General features: G+C 71.4%; 19 protein-coding genes. 7 read left to right on the forward strand and 12 right to left on the reverse strand.

Annotated features, from left to right (window positions below):
* Positions 1-94 precede the first annotated feature (94 nt).
* The gene (gene lysA, locus ABZ470_RS16175) at positions 95-1,375 is read right to left on the reverse strand and encodes a diaminopimelate decarboxylase (RefSeq protein WP_362911849.1); all 1,281 of its coding nucleotides are present in this window, start codon (positions 1,373-1,375) and stop codon (positions 95-97) included.
* Between the two features lie 144 nt (positions 1,376-1,519).
* On the opposite strand from lysA, the gene ABZ470_RS16180 reads away from it, so the two are divergent.
* The 6 genes from ABZ470_RS16180 (at position 1,520) to ABZ470_RS16205 (ending at position 8,122) form a co-directional block, all read left to right on the forward strand.
* Positions 1,520-2,404 (forward strand): ABC transporter substrate-binding protein, encoded by an 885-nt coding sequence (locus ABZ470_RS16180; RefSeq protein ID WP_352013266.1) that lies wholly within the window; start codon positions 1,520-1,522, stop codon positions 2,402-2,404.
* Complete coding sequence (locus ABZ470_RS16185) at positions 2,395-3,333, forward strand: amino acid ABC transporter permease (protein ID WP_362911850.1); 939 nt, start codon at positions 2,395-2,397, stop codon at positions 3,331-3,333. Before ABZ470_RS16180 ends, ABZ470_RS16185 begins: the two co-directional genes overlap by 10 nt.
* On the forward strand, positions 3,333-4,124 hold the full coding sequence (locus ABZ470_RS16190) for an amino acid ABC transporter ATP-binding protein (RefSeq protein ID WP_352013268.1): 792 nt from the start codon (positions 3,333-3,335) through the stop codon (positions 4,122-4,124). The genes ABZ470_RS16185 and ABZ470_RS16190 overlap by 1 nt, the downstream gene beginning before the upstream one ends.
* Positions 4,121-5,725 (forward strand): D-aminoacylase, encoded by a 1,605-nt coding sequence (locus tag ABZ470_RS16195; protein WP_362911851.1) that lies wholly within the window; start codon positions 4,121-4,123, stop codon positions 5,723-5,725. The genes ABZ470_RS16190 and ABZ470_RS16195 overlap by 4 nt, the downstream gene beginning before the upstream one ends.
* Entirely contained in the window at positions 5,722-6,519 is a 798-nt protein-coding gene (locus ABZ470_RS16200) for a serine hydrolase (RefSeq protein ID WP_362911852.1), read from the forward strand. The genes ABZ470_RS16195 and ABZ470_RS16200 overlap by 4 nt, the downstream gene beginning before the upstream one ends.
* A 178-nt stretch (positions 6,520-6,697) precedes the next feature.
* On the forward strand, positions 6,698-8,122 hold the full coding sequence (locus ABZ470_RS16205; RefSeq protein ID WP_362911853.1) for an amidase: 1,425 nt from the start codon (positions 6,698-6,700) through the stop codon (positions 8,120-8,122).
* Between the two features lie 7 nt (positions 8,123-8,129).
* Here ABZ470_RS16205 and ABZ470_RS16210 read toward each other — a convergent pair whose 3' ends face one another.
* The 9 genes from ABZ470_RS16210 to ABZ470_RS16250 all read right to left on the reverse strand — a co-directional run bounded on the left by ABZ470_RS16210 (position 8,130) and on the right by ABZ470_RS16250 (position 16,131).
* Complete coding sequence (locus ABZ470_RS16210; protein WP_362911854.1) at positions 8,130-9,041, reverse strand: LysR family transcriptional regulator; 912 nt, start codon at positions 9,039-9,041, stop codon at positions 8,130-8,132.
* 147 nt (positions 9,042-9,188) lie between these two features.
* Complete coding sequence (locus ABZ470_RS16215) at positions 9,189-9,533, reverse strand: RNA polymerase-binding protein RbpA (protein WP_352013273.1); 345 nt, start codon at positions 9,531-9,533, stop codon at positions 9,189-9,191.
* A gap of 146 nt (positions 9,534-9,679) precedes the next feature.
* Entirely contained in the window at positions 9,680-11,026 is a 1,347-nt protein-coding gene (locus tag ABZ470_RS16220) for an MFS transporter (protein WP_362911855.1), read from the reverse strand.
* Between the two features lie 53 nt (positions 11,027-11,079).
* A complete protein-coding gene (locus ABZ470_RS16225; protein ID WP_352013275.1) occupies positions 11,080-11,871 on the reverse strand; it encodes a glycerophosphodiester phosphodiesterase in 792 nt (263 codons plus the stop codon).
* Between the two features lie 83 nt (positions 11,872-11,954).
* The gene (locus ABZ470_RS16230) at positions 11,955-12,527 is read right to left on the reverse strand and encodes a TrmH family RNA methyltransferase (protein ID WP_362911856.1); all 573 of its coding nucleotides are present in this window, start codon (positions 12,525-12,527) and stop codon (positions 11,955-11,957) included.
* Positions 12,528-12,582: 55 nt separating this feature from the next.
* Positions 12,583-13,194, reverse strand: coding sequence for a methyltransferase (locus tag ABZ470_RS16235; RefSeq protein ID WP_362783870.1), 612 nt, complete (start codon positions 13,192-13,194; stop codon positions 12,583-12,585).
* 32 nt (positions 13,195-13,226) lie between these two features.
* The gene (locus tag ABZ470_RS16240; protein ID WP_352013278.1) at positions 13,227-14,174 is read right to left on the reverse strand and encodes a VWA domain-containing protein; all 948 of its coding nucleotides are present in this window, start codon (positions 14,172-14,174) and stop codon (positions 13,227-13,229) included.
* Positions 14,171-15,130 carry a DUF58 domain-containing protein gene (locus tag ABZ470_RS16245; protein ID WP_362783874.1) on the reverse strand — a complete coding sequence of 320 codons (960 nt, stop codon included), beginning with the start codon at positions 15,128-15,130 and terminating at the stop codon, positions 14,171-14,173. The genes ABZ470_RS16240 and ABZ470_RS16245 overlap by 4 nt, the downstream gene beginning before the upstream one ends.
* The gene (locus tag ABZ470_RS16250; RefSeq protein ID WP_352013280.1) at positions 15,127-16,131 is read right to left on the reverse strand and encodes a MoxR family ATPase; all 1,005 of its coding nucleotides are present in this window, start codon (positions 16,129-16,131) and stop codon (positions 15,127-15,129) included. Before ABZ470_RS16250 ends, ABZ470_RS16245 begins: the two co-directional genes overlap by 4 nt.
* A gap of 117 nt (positions 16,132-16,248) precedes the next feature.
* Between ABZ470_RS16250 and ABZ470_RS16255 the strand changes: the two genes are divergently transcribed.
* A complete protein-coding gene (locus tag ABZ470_RS16255) occupies positions 16,249-17,013 on the forward strand; it encodes a hypothetical protein (RefSeq protein ID WP_352013281.1) in 765 nt (254 codons plus the stop codon).
* Positions 17,014-17,048: 35 nt separating this feature from the next.
* Here the strand turns inward: ABZ470_RS16255 and ABZ470_RS16260 are convergent, their stop codons facing one another.
* Positions 17,049-17,690 carry a response regulator transcription factor gene (locus ABZ470_RS16260; protein ID WP_362911857.1) on the reverse strand — a complete coding sequence of 214 codons (642 nt, stop codon included), beginning with the start codon at positions 17,688-17,690 and terminating at the stop codon, positions 17,049-17,051.
* A 353-nt stretch (positions 17,691-18,043) separates the two neighbouring features.
* Entirely contained in the window at positions 18,044-18,325 is a 282-nt protein-coding gene (locus ABZ470_RS16265) for a hypothetical protein (RefSeq protein WP_352013283.1), read from the reverse strand.
* Positions 18,326-18,518: the final 193 nt, after the last annotated feature.

The following is an 18,518-nucleotide window of genomic DNA, read 5'->3' on the forward strand; positions in this document are numbered from 1 at the left end:
CAGGGAAATCCTTCTGCACGCTACGGTGCCGACGCCGTATCTGGCCGGATTCGGCCGGTAACGGGCACCCAGAGCACGGTGAGGGCCGGGAGGCTCAGACGTACAGCCGCAGGAGGTCCTCCTCGGTCTCCCTGCGCACGATCACCCGGGCGGACCCGTCGCGGACCGCGACCACGGGCGGGCGCGTCACGTGGTTGTAGTTGCTGGCCATCGAGCGCTGGTAGGCGCCGGAGGCGGGGACGGCGAGCAGGTCGCCCGGCCGGACGTCGGCGGGCAGCGGCAGGTCGCGGACCAGGACGTCCCCGCTCTCGCAGTGCTTGCCGACCACGGTGACCTCCCGGGCGGGGGCCGAGGAGGAGCGGGAGGCCAGGACCGCGGTGTAGGCGGCGCCGTACATGGCGGGGCGGGGGTTGTCGCTCATCCCGCCGTCCACGCTGACGTAGGTGCGGGCGCCGGGGATCTCCTTGACCGTGCCGACCTCGTACAGCGCGACGGCGCTCGGCCCGGCGATGGAGCGGCCGGGCTCGACGGCCAGCCGCACGTGGGCCGGTACGGCCTCGCGCACCGCGGCGATCACCTCGGCGGGACGCGGGGGGAGCGGGTCGCCGGGCCGGTGGACGATGCCCAGGCCGCCCCCGAGGTCGAGCTTGGGGATCGTCACGCCGTTCTCGTCCTCCATGGTCCGCAGGAAGGCGGCCATCCGGCGCGAGGCCAGGGTGAACCCCGCCAGGTCGGTGATCTGCGAGCCGATGTGGGAGTGCAGCCCGGCCAGTTCGAGCGACGGCTCGGCCAGGACCCGGCGGACGGCCTCGGCCGCGAGCCCGGCGCGCAGTGAGAAGCCGAACTTGGAGTCGTCGCCGCCGGTGGCGATGAACTCGTGGGTGTGCGCCTCGACCCCGGGGGTGACGCGGATCATGACGCTCTGCCGTATCCCCGCCTCGGCGGCGACGGCGGCCAGGCGCCCGATCTCGGCGAAGGAGTCGACGACCACGCAGCCGACCCGCCAGGAGACGGCGCGGAACAGCTCGGCCGGGGACTTGTTGTTGCCGTGGAAGACCACCCGCGCCGGGTCCATGCCGCCGGCCACGGCCACTGCGAGCTCGCCTCCGGTGCACACGTCGAGGCAGAGCCCGGCCGTGTCGAGCCAGCGCACCACCTCGGGGCAGAGGAAGGCCTTGCCGCCGTAGTGCACCTCCCCGTCGGGCAGCGCCCGGCGCCACTCGGCGCAGCGGGCCAGGAAGTCCTCCTCGTCGAGGACGTAGGCGGGGGTGCCGAACTCGGCGGCGAGCTCCCGCACGCCCACCCCGCCGATGTGGAGTTCCTCACCGGCCCACGTCGTGGTGCGCGGCCAGCCGTTCTCGATCACCAAGGTCATGGGGTCGAAGGTAGGGCTTTAAGGCATTTGTCCGGTCTGAGCATCGAAGTTTTCGATGCTCAGACTCGCAAGCATTCACCTGCATTGGGACCGTTACCTGCCGTCGGCAGCATAAGCTCAACTATTCGCAAAACAGGAGCTTAAATGACAAAAAGGACTTATTCCGTCATTGCTGCCGCCCTGATCGTCACGGCGCTCGCGGGCGGTTGCGGGCGCTCGGCGTCGGAGACGGACGCGAACACGGGCGCGGCCGCCGCGGCGGGCAAGACCGCCAAGGACCTGGTGCCCGAGGCCGTGCGCAAGACCGGTGAGCTGCGCATGGCGACCTCGGAGGGCTACCCCCCGATGGAGATGTACAAGGAGGGCACCCAGGAGCTCATCGGCGTCGACCCCGACCTCGCCGCCGCGATCGCCGCCAAGCTGGACCTGAAGATCAAGGTGACCAACGCCGCCTTCGACGGCCTGATCCCCGGCCTGCAGGCCAAGCGCTGGGACATCGTCATGTCCTCCATGAGCGACACCGAGGAGCGCCGCGCGGCCGTCGACTTCGTCGACTACTTCAACGCGGGCGGGGCCGTCATGGTCAAGAAGGGCAACCCCGAGGGCGTCAAGAACCTTGAGGACCTGTGCGGCCGCGTCGTCGTGCTCGCCAAGGGCAGCTCGAACCTCGCGATCGGGCAGCGGCAGAACGACAAGTGCGCCAAGAAGATGCAGATCATGCAGAGCGAGGACGCGCCGACCGGCCTGCTGAGCATCGACTCGGGCCGCGCGGTCGCCACCATCGTCGACTCGCCCGTCGCCGCCATGTACGCCAAGGAGACCGGCAAGTACGACGTGCTGCCCGAGCAGTACGACGCCGGACCCTGGGGCATCGCGATCGACCGCAACAACGCGGGCCTGCGCGACGCCGTCGCCAAGGCCATGCAGGAGCTGCTGGCCGACGGCGGCTACAAGGAGGTCCTCGAAAGGTACGGCGTGACCTCAAACGCCGTGTCCGAGACGATGGTCAACACCAAGCCGTGGAAGTGACAGGCGCCCCCGAGGTGGCCACCGGCGCGCGGACGGCGCCCGAACCGCACCTGCCCATCGACGCGATCCGCCCGCCCAGGCCCGGCAGGTGGATCGCGGCGGTGGTCGCCGTCTTCGCCATGGTCTGGCTGCTCTACACGATCATCGTCAACGAGAACCTGCACTGGGACGTCATCGTCGAGTACCTGACCGACGGCAGGATCCTCGGCGGTCTGTGGGTCACCATCCAGCTCACCGTGCTGTCCATGGTGATCGGCCTGGCGCTGGGCGTTCTCGCCGCCGTGATGCAGCTGTCCGGCAGCCCCGTCCTGCGGGCCGCCTCCGGGCTGTACACCTGGTTCTTCCGCGGCACCCCGCTGCTGGTCCAGTTGATCTTCTGGTTCAACATCGGGCTGGTCTTCCCCTCCTTCGGCATCGGCGTGCCCTTCGACGGCCCCAAGCTGATCGAGTGGCAGGCCAACGAGCTGATCACGCCCTTCACCGCGGCGCTGCTCGGCCTGGCCATCAACGAGGGCGCCTACATGGCCGAGATCGTCAGGGCGGGCATCCGCTCGGTCGATCCGGGACAGCGTGAGGCCGCCGAGGCGCTCGGCATGTCGCACCGGCAGGTGCTGCGCCGGGTCGTGCTCCCGCAGGCGATGCGTGTGATCATCCCGCCGACCGGCAACCAGTTCATCTCGATGCTCAAGACCACCTCGATGGTCTCGGTCATCGCCGGAGCCGAGCTGCTGACCGTCTCCCAGCGCATCTACCTGGGCAACTTCGAGGTCATCGCGATGCTCATCGTGGCCTCCATCTGGTACATCGTGCTCACCACCATCGCGAGCGTCGGCCAGCACTTCATCGAGAAGCGGTTCGAGCGCGGCCACCACGCGCTGCAGACCAGGGTCCGCCGCAACCTGCGGCCCTTCGGCAAGGGGAGTGTGTGATGGCCGCGGCAGTCACCGGGAGCGCGTCCACGCGGCCCATGGTGCGGATCCGTTCGGTGCGCAAGTGCTTCGGCCCCGTCGAGGTGCTCAAGGGCATCAGCCTCGACGTGCCCGTCGGCGGCGTGGTCTGCGTCGTCGGTCCCTCCGGCTCGGGCAAGTCCACGCTGCTGCGCTGTGTCAACCGCCTGGAGACCATCGACTCGGGCCGCATCTGGGTCGACGGCGACCTGATCGGCTACACCGAGCGGGACGAACGCCTGCACCACCTGCGTCCCGCCCAGCTGTGCGCCCAGCGGCAGGACATCGGCATGGTCTTCCAGCGCTTCCACCTGTTCCCGCACCGCACGGCGCTGGAGAACGTCATGGAGGGCCCGGTCGTCGTCAAGGGCGTCCCCAGGGAGGCCGCCAGAAGACGGGCGATGGAACTGCTCGAACGGGTCGGCCTCGCCGAGCGGGCCACGCACTACCCGGCCCAGCTGTCCGGCGGCCAGCAGCAGCGCGTGGCCATCGCCCGCAGCCTGGCCATGGACCCCAAGCTCATGCTCTTCGACGAGCCGACGAGCGCCCTGGACCCCGAACTGGTCCAGGAGGTCCTGGCGGTCATGCGGGACCTGGCGGCCAGTGGCATGACGATGATGGTGGTGACCCACGAGATGGGCTTCGCCCGCGAGGTCGGCGACAACCTGGTCTTCATCGACGGCGGTGTCATCGTCGAGCAGGGCGACCCCCGGCAGGTGCTCGCCAACCCGGCCAACGACCGCTTCCGCGCCTTCCTCGGGCAGGTGTTGTGAACCACTTCGACCTGCTGCTGCGCGGCGGCCTCGTGATCGACGGGACGGACTCCCCGGACGCCGCGCGCCCGGCCGACGTCGGCGTCGCCGGCGGACGCCTCACCCTGCTTCCCCCGGGAGCCCCGGCCACCGCCGACGAGGTCGCCGACGTGACCGGCCTGGCCGTCGCCCCCGGCTTCATCGACGTGCACACCCACTCCGACGGCGTCACCCTGATCGACGGCGAGCTCGGCCGCGAGATGGTCATGGCCTCGGTGCTGCAGGGCGTGACCACCGAGATCTCCGGCAACTGCGGTTCGAGCCTGTTCCCCGCGCTGCCGGGACGGCTGGCCGCCATGGGCGCGGAGAACCGGGTCTACTTCGGCGGTGACGTCGGCATGTACGAGGGGTTCGCGGAGTTCGGCGCCGCGCACGCCGCCGTGCCGAGAGCCAACCACCTGGCCTCCCTGGTCGGGCACGGCACGCTGCGCAGCGGGGTGATGGGCCCCGTCGACCGGGCGGCGACCCCCGAGGAGCTTGAGGCCATGTGCCTGCTGCTCGACCGGGCGCTGACCGCCGGGGCGGCAGGGCTCTCCACCGGGCTGATCTACACCCCCGGCACCTACGCGGGCACGGACGAGGTCGTCGCGCTCGCAGCCGTCGCGGCCCGGCACGGCAAGCCGTACGTCACCCATCTGCGCGACGAGATGTCCCGGGTGGAGGAGGCGCTTGAGGAGGCCGTCGAGATCGCCGCCAGGAGCGGCGCCCCGCTGCACGTCTCCCACCACAAGACGGCGGGAAAGTACGCATGGGGCCGTACGGAGCGCACTCTCCCCAGAATCTCCGCTCTTCGTGCAGACGGGATGGATGTGACATGTGACGTCTATCCCTATACTGCGGGGAGTACGGCGCTGGGCGCGATGCTTCCGCCATGGGCTTCCGAGGGCGGGATCTCCGCGCTGACGGCACGCCTGGCCGACCCCGGCCAGCGCGACCTGATGCGCCTTGCCATCGCCGAAGGTGTCCCCGGATGGGAGAACACCGTCGGCAACGGAGGTTGGGATCGCATCTCGATCGCCTGTGCGCCGCGCCACTCCGAAACGGAGGGGCTCACGATCGCCGAGCTGGCCGTCACCCGCGGCCAGGACCCCCTCGACGTGGCCGCCGCCCTGCTCGTCGCCGAGCAGGGCGAGGTCACGATCATCAGCCACTCCATGGTCGAGGAGGACGTACGGCGGGTGCTCGCGGCGCCGTACTCGATGATCGGCTCAGACGGTGTGCCCAAGCCGGGCGGACGTCCCCACCCCCGCTGGGCCGGGACCTTCCCCCGGGTGCTCGGCCACTACGCCAGGGATCTGGGGCTGCTCAGCCTGGAGACGGCCGTGCACAAGATGACCGGCATGGCCGCGGCCAGGTTCGGCCTGCGGGGGCGCGGTGTGATCGCCGACGGCGCCCACGCCGACCTGGTCGTCTTCGACCCCGCCACGATCGCCGACCACGCGACCTTCACCGACCCGCTCCTGCCGCCAGCCGGGGTGCACCGGGTGGTCGTCGCCGGGCGGACCGTGGTCCGCGACGGCGCGGAGACCGGCGCCAGGCCGGGAAGGGTGCTGGCCGCATGAGCGCCGAGGTGGTGGACCAGGAGGGACCGGGCACCCTCGCGGTCTCGGTGCCCGGACTGCTCGCCCTCCGGGAGGACACCGAGATGGTCCTCGCCAGCGCGGGCAAACTGCTGCTGCTGGCCGTGACCGCCCGGCGGATCGTCTCGGGGGAGCTCGACCCCGCCGAACCGGTGGAACTGCGCCAGGAGGACCGCTGCGGCGGCTCGGGGTTGCTCGGTCTGTTGTCGGCCCCCTCCTGGACGGTCGCCGACCTGGCCGTGCTCGTGGCCTCGGTGAGCGACAACACCGCGACCAACGCGCTGCTGCGCCGCGTCGGCCTGGAGGAGGTGGCGCGCGGCGCCGCCGAACTGGGCTTCGTCCGGACCCGTGTCCTCGACCGCATCCGCGAGCCCCGGCTGCCCTCGCACCCGCCCACCTTCGCCGTCGGCACGGCGGGTGAGCTGGCCGCGTTCGCGGCAGGGCTCGACGGGCGCACGGAGTGGACCCGGCTCATGCTGCGCTGGATGGCGCACAACGGCGACCGGAGCCTGGTCCCGGCCCTGCTGCCGCACGAGGCCGAGGACCGTGAGGTTCCCCAGGCGCCTCCCCGGGGGATGGTGTGGGTGGCCAACAAGACCGGAACCGACACCGGGGTGCGGACCGACGTCGGGGTGATGATCGGCCCCGGCGGCAGGATCGGCTACGCCGTGCTGGCCAACGGCCCCGCCGGGGGCGAGCACGCCCTGGTCCGGCGCGTCCGCGAGGCGGGCCTGCGCGTCGGAGCCCTGGCCGGGCTCACCGGACAGGACTCCTGAGGCCCCGTACGGCGGGCGGCTCCTCCGTCCGCCGTACGGGCAGGGAACCCCGGCTGTTTGTCACTCTTCGCCAGAAAAGCCCAAGAAACAGTGGAAATCCATCGCTGGAACGCGCTAACACTGTTCGAAGGCAGGAGCGGGACGACATGACACGGGCCCGCCGACGGGAGGAACGCCAGTGGAGCTCCACGAGTACGCACGTCACGACGCCGTCGGGCTGCGGGACCTGATCGCGGCGGGCGAGGTGACGGCGGCCGAGGTCGAACAGGCCGCCAGAAGGGCGCTGGAGGCGGCCGACGCCGAACTCAACGCCCTGGCCCTGCCGCCGTTCTCCCCGGCGCTCGACCACGCGGCGGACGGGCCGCTCGCGGGCGTGCCCTTCCTGATCAAGGACAGCGGGCCGATGGCGCGGGGCGTGCCGTCCTTCCTGGGCAGCAGGGGCCTGAAGACGGTCCCCGGCCACGACAGCGAGCTGATGACCCGGCTGCGGGCCGCGGGCCTGGTCACCCTGGGCCTGACCACCGTGCCGGAGATGGTGGTCAGCTTCTCCACCGAGTCGCTCAAGCACGGGCCGACCCGCAACCCCTGGGACCTGGAACGCGGCGTCGGCGGATCGAGCGGCGGCGCCGCCGCCCTGGTCGCCGCGGGCGCCGTGCCCCTCGCGCACGGCACGGACGGCGCGGGCTCCATCCGCGTCCCCGCCTCCTGCTGCGGCCTGGTCGGGCTCAAGCCCAGCCGGGGCCGTGTCTCCAGCGGCCCCGACGCCGCCGAGGTGACGTTCGGGATGTCCTGCGACTTCGGGCTGACCCGCACCGTCAGGGACGCCGCCGCCCTGCTCGACGCCGTCCACGGCCCCGCCGCGGGCGACAAGTACACCGCGCCGCCCCCGGCCAGGCGCTACACCGAGGAGATCGGCGCGGACCCCGGCAGGCTGCGGATCGCCGTCACCACCACGGCCTGGTCGGGCGCCGCGGTCGACCCCGAGGTGGCCGCCGCGGCGGTCGCGACCGGCAGGACCCTGGAGGGAATGGGCCACCTCGTCACCGAGGCGAGCCCCGAGGTCGACTGGGACCTCGTGATCGGCGGCGTCGTGCCGGTCGCCGTCGCCTGCGTCGCCTCGGCCGCGGCCCCGGGAACGACCCCTGGGACGCCCCCTGACCCCGAACGGTTCGAGGCGGTCACCAGGCACGCCCTCGACGTCGCCGGAGACCTCGGCGCCCTCGACCTGATGGGCGCCCTCGCCGCGCAGAACCGGATCAGCCGCTCCGTCGGCGCCTTCTTCACCGGGCACGACCTCCTCATCACCCCCACCCTGGGGCAGCTGCCCGCGCCGCACGGAACCCTGCGCTACGACGACCCCGGCCACACCATGACCAGCTGGCACGAGAGCCTCTTCGAGTACGGCCCCTTCACGGTGGTGTTCAACATCGCCGGGCTGCCGGCCGTCAGCCTGCCGCTCGGCTGGAGCCGGGACGGGCTGCCGATCGGCGTGCAGCTGGTCGCGCCGTACGGCCGTGAGGACCTGCTGCTGCGGCTGGCCTCCCACCTGGAGGAGGCCCTGCCCTGGCGGGGCCGGGTTCCCGGCGTCTTCACGGGCGCCTGAGCCGCGCTCAGCGCAGGGCGTTGCGGATCTGGGCCGAGGCGTCGCGCAGATAGTCGATGAAGGACCGCAGCGCCGGGTTGGGGTTCGTCGGCCGGACCGCCGCCCCGATCCTGCGGTAGAGCCTCGGGCCGTCCAGGCGGCACATCTGGATGCCCGAGGCGCCCTGCGCGCCGAGACTGGGCACGAGGGCGACCCCCAGCCCGGCCCTGACCAGCCCCAGCGTCACCTCGTAATGGTCGCTGCGGCAGCGGATCGTCGGGTTGAACCCCTCAAGGGCGCTGGCCCGCTCAAGGACCGAGACCGGGGTGTCGGTGCCGTAGGTGGTGATCCACGGCTCATCGGCCAGGTCCGCCAGCCGTACCCGCGGGCGCTGGCCCGCCGGGTGGCCGAGCGGTACGACGAGCAGCTGCGGCTCGTCGAACAGGTGGGTGACCTCGACCCCCTCCGGGGCCTTCCACGGGTCGAGGGCGTGCTCGAAGACCACCAGCACGTCCAGGGCGCCGCGCTCCAGGTCGGGCAGCAGCTCGTGCGGCTGGCCGAGCACCAGGTCCAGCTCGACGGCGGGATGACGGGCGGTGAAGGTCGACAGCGCCAGCGGCAGCAGCCGGTATCCGGCGGAGGCGAAGAACCCGATCCGCAGCTGGCCCGCGTCGGCCCTGGCCTGGGCCAGCAGGTCCTTCTCCGCCGCCTCGATGATGTCCAGGACCTCCTGGGCCCTGGTCGCCAGCCGCCGTCCCGCCCCGGTCAGCCGCAGGCTCTGCGCGCCCCGCTCGACCAGGCCGACACCCGCCTCCTCCTCCAGCTTCGACAGCTGGTGGGACACGGCGGACGGCGAGAGCCGCAGGACACGCGCTGCCCCGGCTATGCTCCCGGTCCTGAAGACCTCAAGGAGCACCCGCAGGCGTTGACTGCTCAGCACGTTTTCAGTATCGGCGCAGGCAGGGGGTGCCGAGCACGGGGCGCAAGGACCGGAAGGTGAGACGAGAAGGTGAGAAAAAAGGGCGGAGACGCCGACCCCCGGCTCCTCGACCGAGGAACCGGGGGGACGCGAAGGGCGCGGGCCGGGTCAGGCGCTCTTGCGGCGCTGTGCGCGCAGGATGGCCAGCCGCTCGTTGAGGACCTCCTCCAGATCCTCGATGGTGCGGCGCTCAAGTAGCATGTCCCAGTGGGTCCGCGGGGGCTTTACCTTCTTGGTCTCCGGCAGTTCTCCGTCCACCCGTAGCGCCGTCGCACCGCACATCCGGCACTCCCAGGTCGCCGGGATCTCCGCCTCGGCGGCGAGGGGAACGTCGAATCGATGGCCCTTCGGGCAGGTGTAGGACACCTCCTGGCGCGGGGCCAGATCGGTGTTGCGGTCGTTCTCGTAGCTGGTCGCCCCGAGTCGGGTACCGCGTAGCGCACGCTCGCCCATGTCTCAATGCCTCCTGAGGGCCCCGTCGTGAGGGGTTCGTCTCCCACGGCGTACAACGCTTGATACCGTGTGTGGATTCCCACACCCGGGGTGATCCAATCGCGCCTTCTTGACCCGGTCTGCGGAGAGAGCCGTTCTCGGGCCGCTCAGATGCGCTCGGGAACCCTGTTGCCCGCGGCCCTGATCGCCTTCGGCAGGTTGATCGCTCCCAGCGCCACCAGGCCGACCAGGAAGAACACCAGCAACGACAGCACGCCGAGCCGGTAGCTGTCGGTCAGCTGCAGGGCCACGCCCAGGGCGAAGGAACCGAGAAACGTCGAACCCTTGTCGCTGATCTCGTAGAGACTGTAGTACTCGGCCTCCTTGCCCGCCGGGATCACATGGGAGAACAACGAACGCGACAGGGCCTGGGTGCCGCCCATCACGATCGCGATCGCGAAGGCCAGCGCGAAGAACGGCAGCGCCGAGCCCCTCGGCAGGAAGTAGGCCACGCCGACCACGGCCATCCAGGCGACCAGCGCGCTCATCACGACCCGCTTGGCCCCGTAGGAGGAGGCCAGCCTGCCCAGCAGCAGGGCGCCGCCGAAGGCGACGAACTGCACCATCAGGATCGCCGCGATCCGCGAGGTCTGGCTCAGCCCCAGCTCCTTGTCGGCGTAGGTGGCCGAGAAGGAGATGACGGTCTGCACGCCGTCGTTGTAGATCAGGTAGGCCACCAGGAAGGCCAGCGTCAGCGGATACCTGCGCAGCTCCGCGAGCGTACGGCCCAGCTGCCTGAAACTGCCCGTGACGACCGTGCCGTGCGCCCCGGCCGCCGATCCCGGGTTGCGCAGCCTCAGCATCGGGATGATCGTGAACCCCGCCCACCACAGGCCCGCCGAGGCCAGGCAGATGCGCACGGCGTCGGTCTCGGAGACGCCGAGGGTCTCGTGCCCCAGGAAGAGCGCCAGGTTGAGGGCCAGCAGCAGGCCGCCGCCGAGGTAGCCGAAGCCCCAGCCGCGCGCCGAGACCCGGTCGCGTTCGTCGGCGGTCGAGATCTCCGGCAGGAACGAGTTGTAGACGACGAACGCCGTCGAGAACCCCAGGCTGGCCACGATGAACAGCGCCCCGCCCAGCAGGTATCTCCCGTCGGAGACGAACCACATGCCGACCGTGGCCCCGGCGCCGACGTAGGCGAACAACCCCATGAGCTCCTTCTTGCGCCCGGTGTGGTCGGCCAGGGCCCCGGCCACGGGCATCAGGATGATCTGCAGGACGGCCGCCGCCCCGACCACGAAGGAGTAGTAGGCGCTGGGCCGTACGTCGAACCAGAGCACCGGCACGTACGGCCTGCCCCCGGCGGCGTTCTCGGCGATCGTCGTCAGATAGGGGCCGAGGAAGACGGTCAGCACGGTGGAGTTGAAGGCGGAGTTCGCCCAGTCGTAGAAGTACCAGCCGCGCTGCTGCCTGCGGCGGGCGAGGGGGGATTCCTCGACGGCCTGTCCTGCGGTCATGGGCGTCCTTTGCTCACGGGGGGACGGGGGTCGTGCGCTCACGGAGAGAGGGGTCAGGCGGCGCCGGGGTGCCACTGCCCTCGGGCCTGGAGCACCTCGCGCAGGCCGGAGATGTTGTCGGTCATCACACCGTCCACCCCCAGGTCGAGCAGGCGCTCCATCTCCCGGGGGTCGTTGACGGTCCACACGTGGATCTGCATGCCGAGGGCGTGCGCGGTGCGCACCAGCGCGGGCGTGGTGACGCGCAGCCCGCGAAAGCCCAGCGGGACCTGCGCGCACGGCACGCCCGCGCGGGCCAGCCGGGCCAGCAGGCGGCCGTAGCCCGAGGTGGTGGCCGCGGCGCGCAGGGCCGCGACCCCGCGCGGCCCCAGGGAGGAGCAGACCGGTCTGCCGACGGCGGCGCGGGCGCGGGCGAGCCGCTCGTCGGAGAAGGACGTCAGGCAGACCCTGTCGTAGGCGCCGGTCCGCCTGATCGCCTCGGCCAGCGGGGCGATGGCCGAGGCCTCCTTGACGTCGATGTTGAAGCGCGCCTCGGGCCAGGAGCCCAGCAGGTCGTCCATGAGCGGGATCTCGTCGACGCCGTCGATCCGCGCCTGACGCACCAGCCGGTACGGCAACTCGGCGATGCGGCCCCGCCGGTCGGTCACCCGGTCCAGGGTGTGGTCGTGGAAGGCCAGCAGCACCCCGTCCGAGGTGGCGTGCGCGTCGGTCTCCAGGTAGGTGTATCCGAGCTCGACGGCGCGGGCGAACGCGGCGTGGGTGTTCTCCCGGCCCTCGGCCGCCCCGCCCCGGTGGGCGAAGGCGAGCGGGCCGGGATGGTCGAGGAAGGCGTAACGGGGCTGCACGTGCAGGAGTATGCCCGTTACGGGCACGGCCCGTCATCGCCGGAAGCTGAACGTTCGGGAACCACCCGCCTCCGGCGGGCCGCTCACTGCCCTCCGGTCACCCCGCCCCCGGCCGGGAGCCCGGCCCACTCCCTGCGGCGCGCCTCGGCGACCGCGATGGCGGTCGCGACCGCCACGTTGAGCGAGCCGACCCGGCCGACCTGCGGGATGTAGCAGACGGCGTCGGCGGCCTCAAGCAGCGCGGGGGAGCAGCCGTGGTCCTCCCCGCCGACCACCAGGCACACGTCACCGTCCAGCTTGGCCTCGTGCAGCGGTACGGCGTCGCCGGTCAGCTCGATCGCGACCACCGTGAACCCCTCGGCCCTGGCCGCCCGCACCGCCTCCGCCGAGGGGACCGGCTCCTCCCAGGCGACCAGGCGGTCGGTGCCGAGGGCGGTCTTCTGCGCCTTCGGGTTGGTCGGGGGAGTGGCGTTGCCCGCCAGCCAGATCCGGTCCACACCGAACGCGGCGGCCGTACGGAAGATGGAGCCGATGTTGAACGGGCCGGTCACCGACTCGACGATCAGGGCCAGGCGTCCCCCGGTGTTCCTGCGCCAGGTGCGGTTGAGCCGCTTGACGTCGGTCGGCCGCAGCTGCCTGCGCGGGTTGGCGGTCATCGGTCGTTCACCGTTCCTCGTCCGTTGTCGTTCTTCGTCTCGCCCATCGGCCCGCTCACCGCTCCTGGTCCGCGGGGCGGGCGCCGACCCGGAGGATCCGGTAGGAGGAGCGGGAGGCGGCGCGCTCGGCGGGCCAGCCCTGATCGTTCAGCCAGCGCTGCAGGGAGTCGGAGCCCAGGTGCTTCTGGACGACCAGATGGGCCTGGCCGTCCGGGGTCAGCCGGGACAGCCAGCGGGCCAGCATCTCGTGCAGCGCGGCCTTGCCGATGCGGATCGCCGGGTTGGACCAGATGGCGGAGAAGCGCACCTCGGAGGGGACCTCGTCGACGTGCACCGACCTTACTTTGTCAAGGGCGGCGGTCCGGGCGTTCCTCGCACAGAGCTCAACCGACCTGCGGTTGACGTCCACGGCCCACACGGTCGCCTCAGGGGCGCGTGAGGCCATCGTCAGCGCGATCGGCCCGTAACCGCAGCCCAGGTCGAGCAGGTCGCCCGTCGCGGGCGGGGCGGGCACGCTCTCCAGCAGGATGCGGGTCCCCTGGTCGACCCGCTCGGGGGAGAAGACCCCGCTGTCGGTCTCAAGTCTCAGGTGCAGGTCGGGGAGCACGAGCGTGACCGAGCCCGGGCGGCTGGCGGTCTGGGGACGCTCCTCGAAGTAGTGGGCCACGTCGTAGAACGTTACCAACGGTGGAGACCCGGTCAGGGCAGCCGTGATCCCAGCAGCCCCGCCGTCACGGCCACCAGCAGCCCGGTCACGATCGCCGCGACCACGAACCACTGGCTGACCTCCTGGTTGACCGTGCGGTAGCCCAGCGAGGTGCCGATCTGCTCGTACACCTCCCGCAGCTGGCTGCCCGACTCCGCCTCGTAGGCCCGTCCCGAGGTGCCCTCGGACAGGGACTGCAGGGTGGTCTTGTTGACCGGCACGTTCACATCGCGGCCGTCGATCGAGACGGTGCCCTCCTGGGTGCCGTAGGCGATGGTCGAGACCGGCACGCGCGCGTTCATCGCGGCGTCGATGGCGTCGCCGACCGAGCGGCCCGAGGTGTTGTCGCCGTCGGACAGCAGCACGATCGCCGCGGGCGGCGGGTCGGTGACGGCCTGCTGGTCGAAGGAGCGCAGGGAGTCGATCGAGCTGAAGACCGCCTCGCCGATGGCGGTGCCGGCCCTGGTGGTGAGGTTGCCGATGGAGGTGACGACGGCCTGGTGGTCGGTGGTGGGGGAGACCACGACCGAGGCCGAACGGGCGAAGGCGACGACGCCGACGTTGAAGCGCTCGGGCAGGTCCCTGACGAACCGCTGGGCCGCCTCCTTGGCGGCGCTCAGCCTGCTCGGCGGGACGTCGGCGGCCTCCATCGACAGCGAGACGTCCATCGCGATGATGATCGTGGCGCGGTCGCGCGGGACCCGTACGGAGTCCGCGGGCCGGGCGGCGCCGACGACCAGCAGGCCCATCATCAGCAGGAACAGCAGCGGAGCCAGGTGCCTGCGCCAGTCGGGCCCGGAGGGGGCGACCAGCGTCAGCAGCGGCAGGTTGGTGAAGCGCACCGCGTAGCGCCGCCGGGCGAACTGGGCGACCACATAGCCCGCGACGAGCAGCGCGAGCACCGCGAACAGCCACAGCCACGCCGGTGAGAGGAAGGTCATCTGGCCGCTCCGGGGACGATGGACCGGTGCGCCAGGTGGGCCGTGCGCCGCTGCCGCAGGACGAAGCGGGCGATGTCCGCCACCCAGTCGCGGTCGGTGCGCAGCACCAGGTGCGAGACCCCGCAGCGCCGCAGCGCCACCGCGGTGGCCTCCCGCTGGGCGGCGGCGGCCCGCGCGTAGGCCGCGCGGACCCTGCCGGTCAGGCGGATCCTGCGGGCGCGGCCCGTCTCCGGATCGGTCAGGGTGACCAGGCCGACCGGCGGCAGTTCGAGTTCACGCGGGTCGATCACCTCGACGGCCAGCACCTGGTGCCGGGCGGCCAGGCGGCGGATCGGCCGTTCCCAGGGCGGCTCGGCGCCGGGATCGAGGACCGGGGCGGCGTCGAGGAAGTCGGAGACCACCACCCGCAGGCCGCGCCGCCGCCGCGCCGAGGCCAGCACCTCGATCGCCTCGGCCAGGTCGGGGGCGTCCGCGACGGGACGGCCCCTGGGCGCCTGGGCCAGGGAGTTCAGCAGGCCGTACAGGGCGGGCCTGCCGCCTCTGGCGGGCATCCGGTGGACGTACTCGTCGTGCAGGACGTAGGCGCCGAACCGGTTGCCGATCCGGCTCGTCAGGAAGCCGATCGCACCGACTGCGGCGACCACCAGGTCCCTCTTCTCCATCGTGTCCGTGCCGAAGTCCATGCTGGGCGACAGGTCGGCCAGCGCCCAGGTCTCCAGCTCCCGGTCGGCGATCAGGTCGCGCACGTGCGGGACGGTCGTGCGGGCGGTCACCGCCCAGTCCATCCTGCGGATGTCGTCCTCACCGGGGACGTAGACCCTGCTGTCGCCGAACTCGCCGCCGGGGCCGGGCAGCAACCCCTGGTAGGAGCCGTGCAGCAGGCCGTCCAGGCGTCTGACGATGGTCAGTTCGAGCCGTCGCAGCGCCCGCTCCGAGGCGCCGGTGACGCCCGTCACCGTGAGTCCTGGTTCCACACGACCAGGGGCGGGGGCACGGCCGCCAGCACCCGCCCGACCACGTCCTCGGGGTTCACCCCGTCGGCGAGGGCGTCGAAGGTGAGCATCAGGCGGTGGGACATCACGTCGGCGGCCACGTCGCGGACGTCGTCGGGCAGCAGGTAGTCGCGGCCCCGCAGCAGGGCCAGGCCACGGCCTGCGGCGACCAGGCCGAGGGTGGCGCGGGGGCTGACCCCGATCTCGATGTCGTCGGCCAGCTCCGCCAGGCCGTACTCGGCGGGGGAGCGGGTGGCCATCACCAGCCGGACCACGTAGTCGGCGACCAGGTGGTGCACCGACACCTGTTCCGCGGCGGCCTGCAGCGCGATCAGCCGCGCCGGGTCGAGCACGGTCCTCGGCTCAGGCGGGGTCACGCTCATCCGGTGCAGGATCTCCAGCTCCTCGTGGGCGCTGGGGTGGGCGACCCGGATCCTGAACAGGAAACGGTCGCGCTGGACCTCGGGCAGCGGGTAGACGCCCTCGGACTCGATCGGGTTCTGGGTGGCCAGCACGATGAACGGCCTCGGCAGCCGGTGGGTGCGTCCCGCGAGCGTCACCTGGCGCTCGGCCATGACCTCAAGCAGCGCCGACTGCACCTTGGCCGGGGCGCGGTTGATCTCGTCGGCCAGCAGGAAGTTGACGAACACGGGCCCGAGCTCGACGTCGAACTCCTCGCGGGAGGGATGGTAGACCCGGGTTCCCACGATGTCGCTGGGCACCAGGTCGGGGGTGAACTGGATGCGGGCGAAGTCACCGCCGACGACGGTGGCCAGCGTCGAGGCCGCCAGCGTCTTGGCCACCCCGGGCACGCCCTCCAGCAGGCAGTGGCCACGGGCGAGCAGGGCGACGAGCAGGCGTTCGACCATGTGCTCCTGGCCCACGATGACCCGCCGGACCTCGGCCAGGGCCTCGCGCAGCAGTCCGGCGTCGGTCTCGCTCGGCAGTTCTTCCGCGACGGTCATGTTGACATTCCACCAAATGAAGTGCCGGGTCGCACGGCTGGTCGGGTGCCCATTTCCCGTTCCTACCCACAACGCGGTGCCCGTGTGGACGAGGGGACGTCCGCGCCGTGTGCTTTCATGGCAGGCGTGGCCAGTCCGCTTCAGCACGGTGACCCGCCCCACCTGGGGCCCTTCGTGCTGCGGGCGCGGCTGGGGGTCGGTCCCGCCGGGCTGGTCTACCTCGGGCAGGGCTCCGACGGCAGGCAGGTCTCGGTCGCGGTGCTCACCAGGGGCGCCGCGCACGACCCCGCGGCCCGCGACCGCTTCGTCACCGGCATCCGCGAGGCGGCGGCGAGCCGTTCGGGGATGCGGGGCTGGATGGTCAGGGCGGCCCGCGGCCGTACGGCGGTCGCGGACACGATGCCCCAGGTTCTGGCGATGGACGGCGGAGACGCGCCGTGGGTGGCGACGCCGTACGAACCGGGCAGGGCGGGGGCGGAGCGCTTCCTCGAACCGGTGCTGGTGCGCGGCACACTGATCGGCGAGCGGCACGGCCCCGACTTCGCGCCGCACTGGGTGAGCGATCGCTCGCCCGCGCTGCCCGCGCCGCCGGTCGGAGCGCCGCCACCCGTCGAGACGCGTCGTTCCGTGCTTTTCGCCACGGCCACGCTCGCCGTGCTGCTGGTACTGCTGGCCGTGATGCTGCTGGTGCTGCTGCGCAGGCAGGAGGAGGGGGCGCCGCCACCGAGGCCGCGCCCGCAGACGACGTTCGTGCCGACTCCGCCGCCGGTTCCCGCGACGACCGAGCCGGGGCAGCCGACCCCCTCGCCGTCCCCTTCGGAGAGCGGCGGTGGCAGGCCGGGGCCGGGGGAGGGCGACGAGGACGACGGTTCCCCCATCTGAGGCGTCCCGCCGGGTGGCTCACGGAGCCTGCGGTGTCACCTGGGGGAGACGAAGCCCGACTCGTAGGCGGCGATGACGGCCTGGGGGCGTTCGCGGGCGTCGAGTTTGGACAGCACCTCGCTCACGTGCGTCCTGATCACGTCCGTGCCGACGGCCAGTTCCACGGCGATCTCACCGTTCGACAGGCCGCATGCCATCAGGCGCAGTACGTCCGCCTCACGTTCGGTGAGCCTGCCGATGCCGGGGACGGTCCTGCCGTCGCCGTGCAGGGCGGCGAGGGTGCGTACGGCGGAGGGGAAGAGCAGGCGGTCTCCGGTGGCCACGGTCCTGATCGCCTGGACGAGTTCGTCGGGGCGGGTCCGTCTGAGCAGGAAGCCGCTCACCCCGGCTCGCAGCGCCTCGTAGACGAGGTCGTCGTTGCCGAAGGTGGTGATCACGATGATCTTGGGGGGTTCGGGCAGGGAGAGCAGGTGCCGGATGGCCTGGACGCCGTCCACCGCGGGCATCCGCACGTCCATGAGCACCACGTCGGGGCGCAGTTCGTGTGCGGCGGTCAGGGCCCCGGCGCCGTCGGCCGCCTCGCCGACCACGGTGAGCCCGGGTTCGGAGTCGATGATGATCCGCAGCCCCGTGCGGGTCAGGTCCTCGTCGTCGGCGATCACCACGCGCAGGGTCATGGCCATGACCATACAGACCGCGCCCGCAGGGGCCCGCCCCGCATCGGTGGAGGTCTTTCCCAGGCCGCTGCTGCAGGGAAAGGGCAGGGCTCATCGGTGATTTACGAGCTTGCCGGGAATTGCGAGGAAAGCTGGGCTATCGCCTTTTGGTGTGGCATGCCCGTCAAGTCTCAAGTTTGAGAAGTGACATGAAAAGGCGTGCCGCGCCCGGTTTGTCGTGCTTGGGGCATGAAAAACCCCTGACGAGAAAAGCGCTGGCCAGTCACTCTTCGCGTCAGGGGTTGGTGCTACGTGAGAATCCTCGTGCCTCTATGACGGTGCCCGCTGTGCACATGAGCGGCCGTCACAGGCGCCTAGTTGTTGTTGCTGCTAGGGCTGAGGATGGGGATGTTGACGTCGCACAGGTTCAGGCCGAGGCCGAGGCCCAGGAGCAGGCCGAGACCCTGGTTGTTGGTGGAGCAGGTGGTCTCGCTGCTGGTGACGTCGACGTCCTGGTCGTGGCCGACGTGGAACGGCGGCACGTGGTAGGGCGACGGGAAGGGGTCGGTAGCAGCGGAGGCCGCGGTGGCCTGCGTCATGGCGGCGACAGCCAGGGCGCTTGCGACGGCCGCGCCGACGATAACGCGACGGATCATGGTATTCCTCCATGGAGACTAATGGGAAATTCTGGGCGAATCAGCGTGAGTGCCTTTCGGCTCCCTGCGGATCGCCAGGGACAATGATTGTGCATCGAGGGTCTGGATTTCAACGTTGTCGAGCAACTGGAAAGTAAAGTACTGAGGGTTTATCTCAAAAAATAGAATATGATCGTTTTGGTCCTTTGGGGAC

It is taken from the genome of Streptosporangium sp. NPDC020072, assembly GCF_040631445.1.
Classification (GTDB): Bacteria; Actinomycetota; Actinomycetes; order Streptosporangiales; family Streptosporangiaceae; genus Streptosporangium.